Source organism: Faecalibacterium sp. OM04-11BH, from assembly GCF_003482185.1.
GTDB classification, from domain to species: domain Bacteria; phylum Bacillota; class Clostridia; order Oscillospirales; family Ruminococcaceae; genus Faecalibacterium; species Faecalibacterium tardum.
The window spans coordinates 1-17,099 of record NZ_QULS01000012.1 but is presented as its reverse complement, the minus strand read 5'-3'; the positions used below and the strand labels follow the sequence as shown (position 1 = coordinate 17,099).

General features: G+C 59.2%; 15 protein-coding genes. 13 read left to right on the top strand and 2 right to left on the bottom strand.

From position 1 onward, the window contains the following. Window positions 1-330: 330 nt before the first annotated feature. A complete protein-coding gene (locus tag DXB44_RS10495) occupies window positions 331-2,706 on the top strand; it encodes a diguanylate cyclase (protein WP_118658689.1) in 2,376 nt (791 codons plus the stop codon). Window positions 2,707-2,781: 75 nt separating this feature from the next. Here the strand turns inward: DXB44_RS10495 and epsC are convergent, their stop codons facing one another. Next, the gene (gene epsC / locus DXB44_RS10490) at window positions 2,782-3,453 is read right to left on the bottom strand and encodes a serine O-acetyltransferase EpsC (protein ID WP_097779311.1); all 672 of its coding nucleotides are present in this window, start codon (window positions 3,451-3,453) and stop codon (window positions 2,782-2,784) included. A gap of 127 nt (window positions 3,454-3,580) precedes the next feature. Then, window positions 3,581-3,934 carry a hypothetical protein gene (locus tag DXB44_RS14450; RefSeq protein WP_147366443.1) on the bottom strand — a complete coding sequence of 118 codons (354 nt, stop codon included), beginning with the start codon at window positions 3,932-3,934 and terminating at the stop codon, window positions 3,581-3,583. Between DXB44_RS14450 and DXB44_RS10485 the strand changes: the two genes are divergently transcribed. The 12 genes from DXB44_RS10485 to DXB44_RS10430 all read left to right on the top strand — a co-directional run bounded on the left by DXB44_RS10485 (window position 3,922) and on the right by DXB44_RS10430 (window position 16,751). Continuing rightward, a complete protein-coding gene (locus DXB44_RS10485) occupies window positions 3,922-5,112 on the top strand; it encodes a dihydroorotase (RefSeq protein ID WP_118658688.1) in 1,191 nt (396 codons plus the stop codon). The genes DXB44_RS14450 and DXB44_RS10485 overlap by 13 nt on opposite strands. 175 nt (window positions 5,113-5,287) lie before the next feature. After that, on the top strand, window positions 5,288-6,154 hold the full coding sequence (gene pyrF / locus DXB44_RS10480; RefSeq protein ID WP_097779313.1) for an orotidine-5'-phosphate decarboxylase: 867 nt from the start codon (window positions 5,288-5,290) through the stop codon (window positions 6,152-6,154). Next, complete coding sequence (locus tag DXB44_RS10475) at window positions 6,135-6,908, top strand: dihydroorotate dehydrogenase electron transfer subunit (protein WP_118658687.1); 774 nt, start codon at window positions 6,135-6,137, stop codon at window positions 6,906-6,908. The genes pyrF and DXB44_RS10475 overlap by 20 nt, the downstream gene beginning before the upstream one ends. Then, window positions 6,908-7,834, top strand: coding sequence for a dihydroorotate dehydrogenase (locus DXB44_RS10470; protein ID WP_055186834.1), 927 nt, complete (start codon window positions 6,908-6,910; stop codon window positions 7,832-7,834). Before DXB44_RS10475 ends, DXB44_RS10470 begins: the two co-directional genes overlap by 1 nt. A gap of 137 nt (window positions 7,835-7,971) precedes the next feature. Next, window positions 7,972-8,565: an orotate phosphoribosyltransferase gene (pyrE, locus tag DXB44_RS10465; protein ID WP_055186835.1), complete on the top strand. Its 594-nt coding sequence runs from the start codon at window positions 7,972-7,974 to the stop codon at window positions 8,563-8,565. Window positions 8,566-8,596: 31 nt separating this feature from the next. After that, window positions 8,597-9,703 (top strand): carbamoyl phosphate synthase small subunit, encoded by a 1,107-nt coding sequence (locus DXB44_RS10460; RefSeq protein ID WP_118658686.1) that lies wholly within the window; start codon window positions 8,597-8,599, stop codon window positions 9,701-9,703. Window position 9,704: 1 nt separating this feature from the next. Next, the gene (gene carB / locus DXB44_RS10455; protein ID WP_118658685.1) at window positions 9,705-12,956 is read left to right on the top strand and encodes a carbamoyl-phosphate synthase large subunit; all 3,252 of its coding nucleotides are present in this window, start codon (window positions 9,705-9,707) and stop codon (window positions 12,954-12,956) included. A gap of 215 nt (window positions 12,957-13,171) precedes the next feature. Continuing rightward, on the top strand, window positions 13,172-13,474 hold the full coding sequence (locus DXB44_RS10450) for an HU family DNA-binding protein (RefSeq protein WP_005920451.1): 303 nt from the start codon (window positions 13,172-13,174) through the stop codon (window positions 13,472-13,474). Between the two features lie 129 nt (window positions 13,475-13,603). Continuing rightward, entirely contained in the window at window positions 13,604-14,791 is a 1,188-nt protein-coding gene (locus DXB44_RS10445; protein ID WP_015537546.1) for a DEAD/DEAH box helicase, read from the top strand. Window positions 14,792-14,900: 109 nt separating this feature from the next. Then, a complete protein-coding gene (locus tag DXB44_RS10440; RefSeq protein ID WP_005920447.1) occupies window positions 14,901-15,554 on the top strand; it encodes a MerR family transcriptional regulator in 654 nt (217 codons plus the stop codon). Continuing rightward, complete coding sequence (locus DXB44_RS10435; RefSeq protein ID WP_005920073.1) at window positions 15,535-15,846, top strand: heavy metal-binding domain-containing protein; 312 nt, start codon at window positions 15,535-15,537, stop codon at window positions 15,844-15,846. Before DXB44_RS10440 ends, DXB44_RS10435 begins: the two co-directional genes overlap by 20 nt. Beyond that, a complete protein-coding gene (locus DXB44_RS10430) occupies window positions 15,843-16,751 on the top strand; it encodes a CPBP family intramembrane glutamic endopeptidase (protein WP_118658684.1) in 909 nt (302 codons plus the stop codon). Before DXB44_RS10435 ends, DXB44_RS10430 begins: the two co-directional genes overlap by 4 nt. Window positions 16,752-17,099: the final 348 nt, after the last annotated feature.

Genomic DNA, 17,099 nt, shown 5'->3' with positions numbered 1-17,099 from the left:
TGCTTTGCGCATCATCAGAGGAAAGACTGTTTTTAATTTGCAATTCTGGAAAATCTGCGGATTTTCCAGAATTGCCCTTTCACCAGAAATAGGTTTCAGTACGGATTGGATTGCATTTATACAACCGGGAATGAGAACGCTTGCAGAAAATACCGGAAAATGGCAGAAATGTTGCACGCAGCCTTGCATTTTGCTGTAAAATCCAGTAAAGTATAAATGAATGCAATAAAGCGGATGTTAGGGAAAACCTATTACATCCAGTCAGTGCGGACGGTGTGCCCGGAACAAAGCCGGGGCAGAAGGATGCGCCGCAAAAGGAGAAACATGGCCATGAACGAGAAACCGAAGATCCTGATCGCGGATGATTCCGAGATCAACCGTGCCCTGCTCAAGGAGATACTGGGCGATGGCTATGACTATCTGGAAGCAGAGGACGGCGCAGCGGCAGTGGAGCTGATGCGGCAGCGCACGGATATCTCTCTGTTGCTGCTGGACCTGATGATGCCCGGCATGGACGGCTTTGATGTGCTGCGGGTGATGAAGTACCACGCATGGCTGGACGAGATCCCGGTCATCGTCATTTCGGCGACAGAGGACACCGCCAACATCGAGCGCGCCTACGATCTGGGGGTAACGGACTATATCCGCCGTCCCTTCGAGCGGATCATGGTGCTGCGCCGGGTGAAGAATGTCCTCATGCTGTACGCCAAGCAAAAGCGGCTCACCCGCCTTGTCACTGATCAGGTGTACGAAAAAGAACACAACAGCGTGCTGATGATCAGCATCCTGAGCCATGTGGTGGAGTTCCGCAACAGCGAGAGCGGGCTGCATGTTCTGCACATCCGCACCCTGACCGACCTGCTTTTGCACCGGCTGGTGCAAAAGACTGACCGTTATCAGCTGGACGAAAGCGATATCGCCCGCATCAGCACCGCCTCGGCGCTGCACGATATCGGCAAGATCGTCATCCCGGAGGAGATCCTGAACAAGCCCGGACGCCTGACCGCCGAAGAGTTTGCCATTATCAAGAACCATACCGTGGCGGGCGCGCAGATGCTGCAGGATCTGGGACAGGTTATTGCCCGGGACGAGCCGCTGTTGCAGGTGGCGCACGCCATCTGTCGCTGGCACCATGAGCGCTGGGACGGCAATGGCTACCCTGACCGGCTGAAAGGGGACGAGATCCCCATTGCGGCGCAGGTGGTGGCGCTGGCGGACGTGTACGACGCCCTGACCAGCGAGCGCTGCTATAAGCACGCCTACGACCACGACACCGCACTGCGCATGATCCTAAACGGCGAGTGCGGCGCTTTTAACCCGCTGCTGCTGGACTGCCTGCAAAAGTCCTCGGAGCAGCTGCGCACCGAGCTGACCCGCTCGGAGTGGGACCGCGGCTTTCGGCAGGAGACCCACCGCCTTTCCGAGGAGATTTTGCACCGGGAGGCGCTGCCCCGGGAGAACCACTCCCAGTTGCTGCTGGAACAGGAAAAGGAACGCACGGATTTCTACGCCGCCCAGTGCGGCGGCATCCGGTTCGACTACGACCTGCTGGCAGGCAGCGTGACCGTGTATGACTACCATGCCGAGCCCTTGCAGCAAAAAACGGTGACCGATTTTGCACAGGGCAGGGGACTTGGCTTTTTGAACGAGCAGGATCAGCGCAAGCTTTCCAAGGCCATCAGCCGCGCCACGCCGGAAGCACCGGACGTGGTGTTGCCGGTCATGGTGGAGCGAGATGGGAAGCCGCACCTGCACCGGATGGCGCTGCACACCATCTGGAGCGGTGCTGGGGTGCGCCGCTGCGTGAACGTGCTGGGGCAGCTCACCGATGAACAGCACCGCGTGGAGCATCAGGCAGAGCTGCTGACTGCGACCGACCCGGAGGAAGATCCCGCCCGGTTCCTACGGCGGCTGCAGGGCATCTTTGATGTGGTGCGTCTGGTAGACCCGGAGCACCGCAAGGTGCTTGCGCTGGATAGCGACGGCATCCTGACCGAAAAGCCCGGCAACTGCCACATGGTATGGAACCGGGATAACCGGTGCGAAAACTGCATCTCGGCCAAAGCCTACGCCCGCAAGACCATTCTGAATAAGATCGAGTTCAAGGACGAGGAGGCCTACTTTGTCATCTCCAAGTACATCGAGGTAGGCGGCAGGGGCTGTATGCTGGAAATGGTCACCCGGCTGACGGATGGCCGCTGGCTGGATATGGGCGGCCACCGGCTGCTGCTGGACCGCTGCGACGGAATGGAGCGCAGCGCCTTCGTAGACCCCCTGACCGGGGCCTACACCCGCCGCTATTTTGATAAGTTCCTTGCCGGGGGTGAGATGCACGGCGGCGTGGCGATGATCGATGTGAACCAGTTCAAGTCGGTCAACGACAGCTTTGGGCATCTGGTGGGGGACGAGGCGCTGCAAACCGTGGCCGCAGCCATGCAAAGCTGCCTGCGCCAGACCGATATCCTGATCCGCTACGGCGGCGATGAATTTTTGCTGCTGATGCCCCAGAACTGCCCTGACGGCGTAGAAAGCGTCATCCGGCGGGTGCAGAACGCTGTGCAGGCGGCACGGGTGCCCAGCCACCCGGAGCTCCGGCTTTCGGTAAGCATTGGCGGCGTGTGCAATGTGCAGCCCCTGACCGAGGCTATCCGGCAGGCTGATGCCCGGATGTACTGCAATAAAGAAAACGGTGAGCAGGTGTTATAACCGCAGCTGACGACAAAAAAGAGACAGGCGACCCTTTCCGGGAAGCCTGTCTCCTCTTTTTATCAAAGAAATCTTTTATTTCCGCTGCCGGGCGGCGATCTGCGCGGCAGTGGGTGGGATATCGCCCTGCGCCGCTTTTTCCAGCTGGCTCAGGCGGCGATCCAGATCGGTGAGCCGCTGCGAGACGATGTCCGGCAGATCCTGCTGGTCCAGATCGTCGGCAGGGTTCACCGCCTTGTTGTTGATGCGCACCACCTCGGCGGGCACGCCCACGGCGGTGCAGTTGGCGGGCAGGTTGCGCAGCACCACGCTGCCTGCGCCGATGCGGGCGTTATCCCCGATGAACACTGGGCCCAGCACCTTGGTGCCCGCGCCGATAAGCACATTGTTGCCCAAGGTGGGGTGGCGTTTGCCGGTATCTTTGCCGGTGCCGCCCAGCGTTACCCCGTGGTAGATGGTGCAGTTATCCCCGATTTCGCAGGTCTCGCCGAACACGATGCCCATGCCATGGTCGATGAACAGACACTTGCCGATGGTGGCACCCGGGTGGATCTCGATGCCGGTGCGGTGGCGGCCATGTTGGCTGACCCATCGTGCCAGAAAAAAGTGCTTGTGCTCGTACAGCCAGTGCGCAATGCGGTGGTACACCAGAATGTGGAATCCCGGGTACAGCAGCATTACCTCCAGCACGCTGCGTGCGGCGGGGTCCTTGCGCTGGATGTTCCGCGCGTCCTCAAGTAAACCCATGCGGAAAACCTCTCTTTCCCATAAACACCCGCCCACGCGGCGGGGCTCTCCCTTTTACCGTATTATAATAGCACAGCAGGAGACGAAAGTACAGTGCCGCGCTAGGGATTGTGGAACAAAATGGCATTTATTTTGCCGCATGGCCCGGGTTTTGGGTAGAGTATCCAAAATTCGGCGAGAGATACCAGAAACCTTTTAGCACCTGTTTTTGCGCGCAGCCATTGACATATTTTGCGGTTCTATGATAAAATAATACGAATGAAAACGCAACCATCAAGAAAAGGAGAAACACCATGCTGTGCAGCGCCCAGAACCCGAAACTGAACAAGCAGTTCGCGTCCGGTTTTGCCGTGGCTTCGTTGTTTCCTTTTTTTGCGCAATGAGCTTTTCCCTTTGCGGGGAAAAGTTTTTTTTTGCCCGTTTTCGGGCGTTTGATACCTAAAAATACCATTACAGGAGGGAATCGCGATGCTGCTGACAAACGCTGTGAACACCGAGGGACGGCCGCTCGAGATCTTTGTAAAGGATGGAAAGATCGCTGCCGTAGGGCAGGATCTTTCCGCCCTTGCCGCCGAGAACGAGACGGTGGTGGATGCCGGTGGGCTGACGGTGCTGCCCGCATTTGTGGACCTGCACTGCCACTGGCGCACCCCGGGCTTTGAGTACAAGGAGGACATCGAGACCGGCAGCCGCGCTGCTGCCGCCGGTGGCTACACCTTTGTAAACCTGATGCCCAACACAAAGCCCGTCTGCTCTTCCGCCGCACAGGCTGTGATGGTGGAGCAGAAAGCTGCCGAGGTGGGGCTGTGCGATGCAAACCAGACCGTCTCCATCACCGAGAACTTTGACGGTGTGAGCATCGACCACCTCAAGACCCTGCCCGCCAGCGTGAAGTTCATCACCGAGGATGGCCACGGCGTGCAGGATAACGCCACCATGGCGCGGGCATTTGCCATCTGCACCCAAAAGGACATCACGGTCATGAGCCACGCCGAGGATATGGAGATCAGCCCGTGGGACTACCGTCTGGCCGAGGATATCGAGACAGTGCGCAACTGCTGGCTGAGCGAGTACTACCAGACCCGGCTGCACATGTGCCATGTGTCCACCCGGGGTGCGCTGGACGCCATCCGTATGGCAAAGCTGCGGGGCGCACCCGTCACCTGTGAGGTGACCCCCCACCACCTGTGGTTCACCAACGACACCTGCGACTACCGGGTCAACCCGCCCATCCGCACCGCCGATGACGTGGAGGCACTGGTGGAGGGCATCCGCACCGGCATCGTGGACGCCATTGCCACAGACCATGCACCCCACTCCGAAGAGGATAAGCTGAAGGGCATGGCCGGTATGGTGGGCAGCGAGACCGCCTTCGGCGTGTGCTACACAAAGCTGTGCAAGCAGGAGGGACTGCCGCTGGAGCTGCTGGTGCATCTGATGAGCACCCGCCCCGCCGAGATCCTAGGCCTTGCCAAGGGTCAGCTGGAGCCGGGCTTCGATGCCGATTTTGTGCTGGTGGATCTGGACACCCCCTACACGGTGGAAAAGGAAAAGCTGCACTCCAAGAGCCACAACACCCCCTTTGACGGTGCACAGCTCTACGGCAAGGTGTTTGCCACCATCAAGGCCGGTAAGATCACCTATCAGGCCGAGGAGTAAAAAACAAAACCCTCTCTGAAGTTCCCCCGAGGAGGAGCTTCAGAGAGCACGGAAAGCAGTTTGCATATCACGAAAAGAAACAGTTGCCCTCAAGAGAAAAAGCTCCCCCTTCGGGGGAGCTGGCGCGCAAGCGCCTGAGAGGGTTCTACAATACGACTTACAGGAGGACACCCAAATGACGAACATGGACAAACTGTACGAAGCTGTGGAAGCCCGCGGCCCGGTGTGCGTGGGTCTGGACACCGACTTCAGCTACCTGCCCGCCGATTTTGTGGACAGCACCCTGACCAAGGGCGAGAACATCGTGCGCTTCAACAAAAAGCTCATTGATGCCACCAAGGCTGTGGCGGGCTGCTACAAGGTGCAGATCGCTTATTATGAGTCTCTGGGTCTGGAGGGCATGAAGGCCTACGCCGACACCCTGAAGGCTGTGCGCGAGGCCGGTGTGCCGGTGATCGCGGACATCAAGCGCGGTGACATTGCCAAGACCGCCGAGATGTACGCCATGGGTCACTTTACCGGCGATTTTGAGAGCGATTTCGTCACGCTGGCACCCTACATGGGTCTGGACTCCATCAGCCCCTATCTGCCCTACGCCGAAAAGCAGGGCAAGGGTATGTTCGTGCTCTGCCGCACCTCCAACGGCGGCGCCAAGGACTTTGAGTACGAGAAGCTGGCCGACGGCCGTCACGTCTACGATCTGGTGGGCGACAAGCTGAACGCACTGGGCAAGGACTACATGGGCGAGCACGGCTACTCCTCCATCGGTCTGGTCATCGGCGGTACCCACATCGAGGAGGCTACCGAGATCCGCGCAAAGTATCAGGACAGCTTCTTCCTGATCCCCGGCTACGGCGCACAGGGCGGCAAGGCCGAGGATATCGCCCAGTACCTCACCAAGGGCAACGGCGGCGTGGTCAACTCCAGCCGCGGCATCCTGCTGGCTTACAAGAAGCAGCCGGGCACTGCCTTTGACGAGGCCGCTTACAACGAGTGTGTGAACATGAAGGAGGCCATTGCTCATGCGTGCAGCCTGCTGTGAAGCCACCGTCCTGCGCAATGAGGTCATTGCCCCGGACATCCGCCTGCTGACCGTGGTGTGGCCGGACCGCGACCACGCCCCCCACGCAGGCCAGTTCTTCACCCTACGCTCCTGGGGCGCAGACGAAGCCCCCTTCCTGTCCCGCCCTATCAGCGTGCACCGCTGGAACCCGGACAGCAGCACCATCGAGTTTTTGTATCAGGTGGTGGGCGAGGGAACCGAGAAGCTGGCGCAGCTCAAGCAGCAGGATACCTTCCAGCTCACCGGCCCCATGGGCAACGGCTTTGATGTGCCGGATATCCTGAGCAAGTATCAGAAGATCGCCGTGGTGGGCGGCGGCATCGGCACTGCGCCCATGTTCCAGCTCACCCGCGAGCTGGCCGCTGCCGGAGTAAAGCCGGACGTGTTCTTCGGCTTCCGCGACACCCCCTACTGCATGGAGGAGTACCGCAGCATCGCAAACCTTGTAAAAGTATCCACCGACACCGGTGCGGTGGGCTTCCACGGCTTTGTCACCCAGCTGTACGACCCCGCCGATTACGACGTGGTGCTGGTGTGCGGCCCCACCGTGATGATGAAGAACGCCGCCCGCCTGTGTGCCGAAAAAGGCACCCCCTGCTTTGTGAGCATGGAAAAGAAGATGGCCTGCGGCATTGGTGCCTGCCTTGGCTGCACCTGCGAGACCAAGGGCGGCGAGGGCAAGAGCGTGTGCAAGAACGGCCCTGTATTTGACGCAACGGAGGTGTTCTTCTGATGGCAGACCTGAAAACCAACCTGCTGGGCTTTGTGATGAACAGCCCGGTCATCGGCGCATCCGGCACCGTGGGCTACGGTGTTGAGTACGAGGAGCTGGCCGATTTTGCTAAAATCGGCGGCATCTCCGGCAAGGGGCTTACCCTGCACGGCCAGTACGGCAACAAGGGCGAGCGCCTGTGGGAGACCCCCTCCGGCCTCATCAACAGCATCGGCCTGCAGAACCCCGGCGTGCAGCACTTTATTGACGTGGAGCTGCCCGAGATGCTGGAACTGAAGCAGAAGTACGGCACGGTGGCCATTGCAAACCTTGGCGGCCACAGCGAGGAGGAGTATGTGGAAGGCGCAGCGATGCTGAGCGAGAGCGCAGTGGACATCGTGGAGCTGAACATCTCCTGCCCCAACGTCAAGGTGGGCGGCATGGCCTACGGCGTAAAGGCCGAAGCTGCCGGTGAGGTGGTGCGCATGGTGCGCGCTGCCTGCAAAAAGCCCCTGATGGTCAAGCTGAGCCCGCAGGCCGAGAATATCCCCGAGATGTGCAAGGCTGTGGAAGCCGCCGGTGCGGACGCCATCAGCCTGACCAACACCTTTCAGGCCTGCGCCATTGACTTGGAAAAGCGCCGCCCGGTGTTCAACAACATCTTTGCCGGTCTGTCCGGCCCGGCGGTGCGCCCCATTGCCCTGCGCATGGTATGGCAGGCCGTGGGGGCTGTAAACATCCCGGTGGTGGGTCTGGGCGGCATTGCCACCGGCCGTGACGCACTGGAATTCATCATGGCAGGCGCCACCGCAGTGCAGGTGGGTGCCGCAAACTTTGCAAACCCCCGCGCTATGGAAACCATTGCCGACGAGATGGCAGCATGGATGGACAAGAACGGCGTGAAAACGCTGGATGAGATCCGCGGCTGCGCCCGTCATGCAGAATAAAAACGGATATATCCATAAAATATCTACAATTATGCGCATAAAATAAAACTTAGCGCATAAATTTGCAAATAGTGTAAAAGCGTGGTACAATACCACCCAAAGGAATATACACCACTGAAAAGAGAGGGAGAAGTACAATGAGTGAAGCACTTGAAATTCTGAAGAGCTGTGACGCATTTCTGGAGGGTCACTTCCTGCTGTCCTCCGGCCGGCACTCCGGCGCATACTGCCAGATGGCTTATCTGCAGCAGTACCCGGACCGCTGCGCCGAGGTGATGAAGGCTGTGGCCGATAAGGTCAAGGAACTGGATGTGGACGTCATCGTCGGCCCTGCCATGGGCGGCATCGTGTACGCCTACGAGCTGGCCCGCCAGACCGGCAAGCGCGCCATCTTTACCGAGCGCGTGGACAACGTGATGTGCCTGAAGCGCTTTGCCATCCATCCGGGTGAAAAGTGCATCATCGCCGAGGACGTGGTGACCACCGGCATCTCCTCTCTGGAGACCAAGCGCGTCATCGAAGAGGCCGGCGGCATCTGCCTTGGCATCACCTGCGTGGTGGACCGCACCAAGCCCGAGGCTCCGTCTCCCATTCCCATTCTGGCCAGCGCCCTGAAGCTGGACCTGCCCAACTATACCCCGGAGGAGTGCCCCATCTGCAAGGAGGGCAAGCTGCCGCTGGTGCATCTGGGCAGCCGCAAGATGAAGCAGGAAGCAAAGCAGACCCTGTAAACTGAAAGCTTTTGTTGAAACGAGGAAAACTATGAACGCATATCTTCTTTTGGCAAACGGCATGGTCTTTGCCGGACAGTCCGTGGGCGCGCAGGGCGTGACCGTGGGCGAGGTGGTGTTCTCCACCGGCATGGTGGGCTTTCAGGAGACCCTGACAGACCCCAGCTACTACGGCCAGATCATCACCCAGACCTACCCCCTCATCGGCAACTACGGCATGAACCACGATGACATGGAGTCCGACCGTATCTGGGCAAAGGGCTACATCGTGCGCGAAGCCTGCACCACCCCCTCCAACTGGCGCTGTGAGGAGACGCTGGACAGTTTTTTGAAAAAGAACAATACCATCGGCATCGAGGGCATCGACACCCGTCACCTGACCCGCATCATCCGGGAGAGCGGCGTGATGAACGGCGCCATCCTGACCACCTTTGACCCCGCCGACCCGGCCAACAAGGCCGAGACCGAGGCACTGCTGGCTGAGATCCGCGCCTACGCCGTGACCGATGCCGTGAAGAACGTGACCTGCGCCGCCCCCGAGGTGTTCAACCCGGAAGGCGAGACCCATATCGTGCTGATGCACTACGGCTGCAAGCGCAATATCGTGCGCTGCCTTGTCAAGCGCGGCTGCAAAGTGACCGTGATGCCCGCCTTTGCAACGGCAGAGCAGATCAAGGCCCTTGCCCCGGACGGCATTATGCTGTCCAACGGCCCCGGCGACCCCGCCGAGCCGGTGGAGATTATCGAAAACCTCAAGCACATCTTTGAGTTGAACATCCCCACCTTCGGCATCTGTCTGGGTCACCAGCTGTCCGCACTGGCAGCCGGTGCCAAGACCATGAAGTTGAAGTACGGCCACCGCGGTGCCAACCAGCCTGTGACCGACTTTGAGTCCGGCCGCACCTTTATCACCAGCCAGAACCACGGCTACGCGGTCGTGGGCGAGGAGCTGCCCGCCGAGATGGGCGAGGTGGCACAGGTGAACGCCAACGACGGCACCTGCGAGGGCATCAAGTACAAAAAGTGGAACTGCTTTACCGTGCAGTTCCACCCGGAAGCAAACGGCGGCCCCAAGGACACCGAATTCCTGTTCGACCGCTTCCTGAACAACGTCAAAGCAGCAAAGGAGGCACGCTGAAATGCCGAAGGACCCCAGAATCAAAAAGGTGCTGGTCATTGGCTCCGGCCCTATCATCATTGGTCAGGCTGCGGAGTTTGACTACTCCGGTACGCAGGCCTGCCGCGCCCTGAAAGCAGAGGGCATCGAGACCGTTCTGCTGAACTCCAACCCCGCTACCATCATGACCGACCCGGATGTGGCCGACCATGTGTATATCGAGCCCATGACGCTGGAAGTCGTGGAGCGCATTCTGGACATCGAAAAGCCGGACTCCGTGCTGCCCAACCTCGGCGGTCAGATGGGTCTGAACCTGTCCATGGAGCTGGCACGCTCCGGCTATCTGGACCGCACCGGTATCCGTCTGCTGGCCTGCAAGCCCGAGACCATCGACCGTGCCGAGGACCGCGAGCTGTTCAAGGAGACCATGGAAAAGCTGCACCAGCCCATCATCCCCTCTGAGGTGGTGGAGAACCTGCAGGACGCACTGGACTGTGCCGACCGCATCGGCTACCCGGTCATTGTGCGCCCGGCCTTTACCATGGGCGGCACCGGCGGCGGCATCTGCGAGACCCGCGAAAAGCTGATCGAGATCGGCACCAACGGCCTGCGCCTTTCTCCCATCCATCAGATTTTGGTGGAAAAGTGCATCGCCGGCTGGAAAGAGATCGAGTACGAGGTGATGCGCGACCACAAGGGCAACGTGATCACCGTATGTAACATGGAGAACCTCGACCCCGTGGGCATCCACACCGGTGACTCGGTGGTCGTGGCTCCCTCCCAGACCCTGACCGACCACGAGTACCAGATGCTGCGTACCGCCGCACTGGATATCATTACCGAGCTGGGCATCGAGGGCGGCTGCAACTGCCAGTTTGCCCTGAAGCCGGACAGCTTCGACTACGCGGTCATCGAGGTCAACCCCCGTGTGTCCCGCTCCTCCGCACTGGCTTCCAAGGCTACCGGCTACCCCATTGCCAAGGTGGCGACCAAGATCGCCATCGGCTACACGCTGGACGAGATCACCAACGACGTTACCGGCAAGACCTGCGCCTGCTTCGAGCCTGCACTGGACTACATCGTGGTCAAGTACCCGAAGTGGCCGTTTGATAAGTTCGTCTACGCCGACAAGTCTCTGGGTACCCAGATGATGGCTACCGGCGAGGTGATGAGCATCGGCAATAGCTTTGAAGCCGCCATGATGAAGGCTGTTTCCTCCATTGAGCTGGGCATGGACACCCTGACCCACAAGCCCTTTGAGGAGCTGACCGACGAGGAAGTGGTGGAGCACATGCACGTTCAGGACGCCGAGCGCGTGTTCTGCGTGTACGAAGCGCTGAAGCGCGGCATCGACCACAAGGTCATCTACGATATCACCAAGATCGACTGGTGGTTCCTGGATAAGATGCAGCATCTGGCAGATCTGGAAAAGGGTCTGGCACAGTGCAACGGTGTGCTGTCTCTGGAGCAGTACAAGACTGCCAAGAAGTACGGCTTCCAAGATAAGACCATCCGCCGTCTGGCACAGGTGGATACCCTGCCTGTGGAGAACTACCGCGCCGGCTTCAAGATGGTGGATACCTGCGCTGCCGAGTTCTCGGCCAACACCCCCTACTTCTACTCCACCTACGACGGCGACAACGAGGCTGCAAGCTTCATCGCCGAGAAGGAAGCCGAGACCGCTGCCAAGGGTGAGCCTAAAAAGAAGAAGGTACTGGTCTTTGGCTCCGGCCCCATCCGCATCGGTCAGGGCATCGAGTTCGACTACTGCTCTGTGCACTGCGTATGGACGCTGAAAAAGAACGGCTGCGAGGCCATTCTGGTCAATAACAACCCCGAGACCGTCTCCACCGACTTTGATACCGGCGACCGCCTGTACTTCGACCCGCTGAACCCGGAGAGCGTGGACAACATCATTGCCACCGAAAAGCCGGATGCCTGCGTGGTGCAGTTCGGCGGACAGACCGCCATCAAGCTGGCCAAGCACATGGACGAGATCGGTCTGCCCATTCTGGGCACCCCGGCGGACGCCATTGACGAGGCCGAGGACCGCGAGCGCTTTGACGAACTGCTGGAGCGCTGCAACATCCCCCGCGCTCCGGGCCGTACCGTGTTCAATCTGGACGAGGCGCTGGCCGCTGCCGAGGAGATCGGTCTGCCGGTGCTGATGCGTCCCTCCTATGTGCTGGGCGGTCAGAACATGATCGTGGCCTACAACAAGGCGGATATCATCGAGTACATGGGCGTTATCACCGAGCACGTCGACATGGATCACCCGGTGCTGCTGGATAAGTACATCATGGGCACCGAGTGCGAGGTGGACGCTATCTGCGACGGCGAAAACTTCCTGATCCCCGGCATCATGGAGCAGGTGGAGCGCACCGGTGTGCACTCCGGCGACTCCATCTGTGTCTACCCGGCACAGCACCTGACGCAGGACGAGATCGACACCATGGTGGACTATACCGGCCGCTTTGCCCGCGAGTTGCACGTCACCGGTCTGGTCAATGTGCAGTACGCCGTCTCCCATGGCCGTGTGTATGTCATCGAGGTGAACCCCCGCTCCTCCCGTACCGTGCCTTACATCTCCAAGGTCACCGGCGTGCCCATGGTGGATATGGCCGTGCGCTGCTGCCTGGGCGAGAAGCTGACGGATATGGGCTACGGCACCGGTCTGCACCCCAACGCCCCCTATGTGGCGGTAAAGGTGCCCGTGTTCAGCTTTGAAAAGCTGCACGCCGTGGATACCCAGTTCGGCCCCGAGATGAAGTCTACCGGCGAGGTGCTGGGTATTGCGCCCAACTACCACGATGCCCTGCTCAAGGGTCTGATCGGTGCAGGCTATACCTTCAAGACCCCCGGCCCGGGCAGCTGCTGCATCTTCACCGTGAAGGACAGCGACAAGCCCGAGTTCGTGGATATTGCATGGAAGCTGAAGGATATGGGCTATAAGCTCTACGGTACCTCCGGCACCTGTGCATGGCTCAACAAGCACATGGTTCCCTGCAACGAGGTGCGCAACATCTCCGGCGAGGCACCCAACATCGTGGATCTGCTGCAGAGCGGTCTGGTGGACTATGTGTTCTCCACCAGCGCCAAGGGTCGTGACCCCCGGCGCGATTCCGTCCGCCTGCGCCGTAAAGCCGTGGAGCTGAGCATCCCCTGCATCACCGCAGTGGATACAGCCGCTTCTCTGGTGGACTGCCTGCGCAGCGAGCACAGTCTGGCAAACATCCCGCTGGTGGATATCGCCACTCTGTACCGCGGCAAATAAGCCCTGAGACCCGCATAAAATAGTTCTGTACAGCGCCTGCCGAAACGGTGGGCGCTGTATTTGTGCGGGGTGCACGGAACTGAATATAGTTCGTGTGCAATAAGATACATTTCGTGCGCAATCCATCGAAAACAGTACGAGAAATATGTTATACTCAACAACGCAAAATTTGCCAAAAGACGTTACTTTTGGACATTCCAGGAGGATATCGATACATGACCCGTTCCCAGATGATCGAAACCGTGGCACGTAAGACCGGCTTTACTGAAGCTCAGGTCGAGACCACGATGGATGCAATGTTTGACCAGATCGCGGACTGCCTGCGCGCTGACGAAAAGGTGACCATCGCCGGCTTTGGCCGCTTTGAGATGCGTCCCCGCAAGCCGAAGGCTTACACCAACCCCAAGACCAAGGTCTCCAGCCAGCTGGAGTCTACCTCCATCCCCGGCTTCAAGGCCAGCGGCCGCTTCAAGCAGAAGCTGGAGGCCGGCAAGAAGAGCGTGGAAGAGACCGCCTGATCCTGCACACTGAGAACCGTACCCGTGACCCCGGGTGCGGTTCTTTTTGTTTCTCTGCTGACAAGCGCGGCATTTCATGCTATACTTGTTGCAACGAGAAAAAACGCCACAAAGAACGGAGTTGTCCAAATGCTTTACAGCGAGTTGCAGTGCAGCGAAGCCATCCACAAGGCAGTGGAACGCATGGGCTTTGCTGAAATGACCGAGATTCAGGAAAAGACCATCCCCCTCATGCTGGCAGGGCATGATGTTATTGCCAAGGCACCCACCGGCACCGGCAAGACCTGTGCCTTCGGCATCCCGGTGGTGGAGCATATCCAGCCGGAAAACAAATATCCGCAGGCCGTCATTATGGCACCCACCCGGGAGCTTGCCCAGCAGATCGCTGAGGAACTGACCAACCTCACCTACTTTATGCCCGAGGTGCAGGTGGCCTGTGTGTATGGCGGTGCCAACATGGAAAAGCAGGCAAAGCGTCTGGCCGAGGGCTGCCAGATTGTGGTAGCCACCCCGGGACGGCTGATGGACCACTATAAGCACCACAGCATTGATATCTCCCATGTGACCCAGATCGTGCTGGACGAAGCCGATGAAATGTTGAACATGGGCTTTTATAAGGATGTGCGCCACATCATCGAGATGATGAAGGCACGCAAGGCGCTGTCCATGTTCTCCGCCACCATCAGCCGCGAGGTGATGGATATCGGCTGGCTGTACCAGCACAACGCCGAGGAGATCACCGTGCAGCCCCGGGAGGAAAGCCAGCCCAAGATCACCCAGTATATGCTGGAGACCTCCGGCCGCAACAAGCTGTCGGATCTGGCACAGATCATCATCGGCGAGGGCTACAAGCGGGTGATGGTGTTCTGCGATACCAAGTTCAACACCGCCACACTGGCAAACCAGCTGGCACGGCTGGGCTTCTCGGTGGACTGCCTGCACGGCGACCTCTCCCAGAAGGAGCGCAACCAGATCATGCAGGCTTTCCGGGACGGCAAGCTGGCCATTCTGGTGGCTACGGACGTGGCCGCCCGTGGCATCGATGTCTCGGATGTGGATGCTGTCATCAACTATGATGTGCCCAGCGAGAACGAGCACTACACCCACCGCATCGGCCGCACCGGCCGCGCCAAAAAAGAGGGCGTGAGCTACCTGTTCTATGTGCCGGAGGAAAAGAAGCGTGTGCAGGAGTTGCTGCGCCTGACCCGCAATACCGACCTGTGCACCCCGGTGCACTTCGACTTCAACCACGAGCATATCGTGGTAGAGAAAAAGCAGGACAACGCCGACCGTTTCCAAATCAAGTGCTATTTTTAAAGGAAGGAGCTGCTGTACGACCTTGTGCGGCGGCTCTTTTTGCAAAAAGGCTTGACCTTCCCCTTTGTGGAAGGTGTAGAATACTCCCGTAAGGAGGGGGTCGTGACCCATGAAGATCAACGAAGTGGAAGCCGCCGTCGGCGTGACCAAAAAGAACATCCGCTTTTACGAGGAAGAGGGGCTCATCAGTCCCAGCCGGGAGCCGGGCAACGGCTACCGCAGCTACTCGCAGGCGGATGTGGAACGTCTGCGCCGCATCAAGTTGCTGCGCAAGCTGGACGTGCCGCTGGCAGAGATCCGGGAGATGCTGGAAGGGCAGCGCACGCTGGCCGAGGGCATGAGCCAGCAGCTGGAACGTCTGCGCAGCCGCCGCGCCGACTTGGAGGAAGCAATCGGCTTCTGCACGCTGCTTCAACAGGAGAACGGCCCTCTGGAACAACTGGATGTGGAGCAGACGCTGGCGCGTCTGACCGCACGGGAAGAACAGGGAGTGACTTTTGTGAACATTGAACGTACCGACCAAAAGACCCGCCGCATCCGGGGTGCCTGCATCGGTGCCGCCCTTTTTGTGACCATGATGGCTTTTGTAATGGCTATCATGGGCTGGGCAATCTACACCGACCCGCAGGATGCCCCGCCGCTGCCGCTGCTGGTGGTGATGTTCGGCATCCCGGCGGGCTGCATCGTAGGCACCCTGAAGGTGCTGCTGGATCGGATCGAAGAGATCGGAAAGGGAGAAGAAGATGCTTATCGTAACTATTAACGAGATCCCGGGCAAAAAGCTGGAGGCGCTGGGCGTGGTGCGGGGCAGCACGGTGCAAAGCCGCAACCTTGGCCACGACATGATGGCCGGCTTCCGCACCCTTGTGGGCGGCGAGGTGACCGACTACGCAGATATGCTTACCGAAGCACGGCAGATCGCCACCGGGCGCATGGTCAAGGACGCTGAAAGCCTTGGCGCGGATGCCATTGTAGGGATGCGGTACGCCTCCGCCAGTGTCATGCAGGGCGCAGCAGAGGTCATAGCTTATGGAACGGCGGTGAAGTTCGTATGACAGCAAAAGAAAAACAGGGCTTCGGCCTGTACTTCCTGTTCGCCTTCGGCATGGCGTGGCTGTGCCAGGTCGGCGGCTGCATGGCACTATTGCAGCAGAATAATGCGGTGCTGTATCAGCTGGCGCTCATCGTTACCATGTTCTGCCCGCTGCTGGCTGTACTGCTGGTGCAAAAGGCATTTCTGCGCCAGCCCACCGGCATCGGCTGGAAGGTGCAGGGTAAGCGACGGTTCTGGCTGGCGGCATGGTTCGGCCCGGCGGTGCTCACCCTGCTGGGCGCAGTGCTGTATTTTGCCGTTTTCCCCTCCCGGCTGGACTTTTCCGGCAGCTGGCTGGTAGCCGCCTACGGCGGCGAGATGGACGCGCAGACCCTGCGCAGCCAGCTGGGGGTCTCCACCCTCAGTTATCTGCTGCAAAACGGGCTGTTTGCGGTGCTCCTTGCCCCGGCTATCAATATGTTCCCCGCGCTGGGCGAGGAGGTCGGCTGGCGCGGCTACATGATGCCTCGCCTGAAAGAGCGGTTTGGTCTGCTGAACGGCCGTCTGCTGGGCGGTGTTGTATGGGGCGTCTGGCACTGGCCGCTGATGCTGCTGGTGGGTTACGAGTACGGCACCAACTATCTGGGCGCACCCCTGCTGGGTCTGGTGGTGTGGTGCGTGGTCTGCTTTGCCCTGAACACCCTGCTGGATATCCTCTATGAGAAAACGGAGAGCATCTGGGTGCCTGCCATTGCGCACGGCGCGTTCAATGCCATTGCAGCATTGCCGCAGGTGCTGGTCACCCCGGCAGATGCTTATTATAATGTACTGGGCCCCATGCCCATTGGACTGATCGCCGCACTGCCGATGCTGGCAGCAGCCGTCTGGCTGACCCTGCGTGAGATGAAGCAGGAAGAAAAGAACTGAATCCCAAGGCAACAGCCGCTGCACTTTTTGTGTAGCGGCTGTTTTTGCGCAGAAATGGTGGAAGAAAGGTCAAAACATTCCCTGAAACTGAGCAAAAAACTAGCTGATGTATACAAAGTGCAAAAAAAGACGAAAAAAATGTAAAAAAGGCTTGCAAAAGTAGTTGCGGTATGGTACTATATGTGGGCGCCAAGCGCTGAGACAAAAGAATGACTTCTGGAAGCTCAGCAGGAAGCCCTTGAAAAGAACCAATAGACGCTGAAAAGTTCCGGCTGATACCGAGAAACCCAAAGCGCTCCAAGTTCAAAAAACTTCAAAAGCTTCTCAAAAAAGTGCTTGACAAAAAAC

Coding starts and splice junctions, on each gene's coding strand:
- DXB44_RS10495 (WP_118658689.1), top strand. CDS start 331: ATGAACGAGAAACCGAAGATCCTGATCGCGGATGATTCCGAGATCAAC.
- epsC (WP_097779311.1), bottom strand. CDS start 3,453: ATGGGTTTACTTGAGGACGCGCGGAACATCCAGCGCAAGGACCCCGCC.
- DXB44_RS10485 (WP_118658688.1), top strand. CDS start 3,922: ATGCTGCTGACAAACGCTGTGAACACCGAGGGACGGCCGCTCGAGATC.
- pyrF (WP_097779313.1), top strand. CDS start 5,288: ATGACGAACATGGACAAACTGTACGAAGCTGTGGAAGCCCGCGGCCCG.
- DXB44_RS10475 (WP_118658687.1), top strand. CDS start 6,135: ATGCGTGCAGCCTGCTGTGAAGCCACCGTCCTGCGCAATGAGGTCATT.
- DXB44_RS10470 (WP_055186834.1), top strand. CDS start 6,908: ATGGCAGACCTGAAAACCAACCTGCTGGGCTTTGTGATGAACAGCCCG.
- pyrE (WP_055186835.1), top strand. CDS start 7,972: ATGAGTGAAGCACTTGAAATTCTGAAGAGCTGTGACGCATTTCTGGAG.
- DXB44_RS10460 (WP_118658686.1), top strand. CDS start 8,597: ATGAACGCATATCTTCTTTTGGCAAACGGCATGGTCTTTGCCGGACAG.
- carB (WP_118658685.1), top strand. CDS start 9,705: ATGCCGAAGGACCCCAGAATCAAAAAGGTGCTGGTCATTGGCTCCGGC.
- DXB44_RS10450 (WP_005920451.1), top strand. CDS start 13,172: ATGACCCGTTCCCAGATGATCGAAACCGTGGCACGTAAGACCGGCTTT.
- DXB44_RS10445 (WP_015537546.1), top strand. CDS start 13,604: ATGCTTTACAGCGAGTTGCAGTGCAGCGAAGCCATCCACAAGGCAGTG.
- DXB44_RS10440 (WP_005920447.1), top strand. CDS start 14,901: ATGAAGATCAACGAAGTGGAAGCCGCCGTCGGCGTGACCAAAAAGAAC.
- DXB44_RS10435 (WP_005920073.1), top strand. CDS start 15,535: ATGCTTATCGTAACTATTAACGAGATCCCGGGCAAAAAGCTGGAGGCG.
- DXB44_RS10430 (WP_118658684.1), top strand. CDS start 15,843: ATGACAGCAAAAGAAAAACAGGGCTTCGGCCTGTACTTCCTGTTCGCC.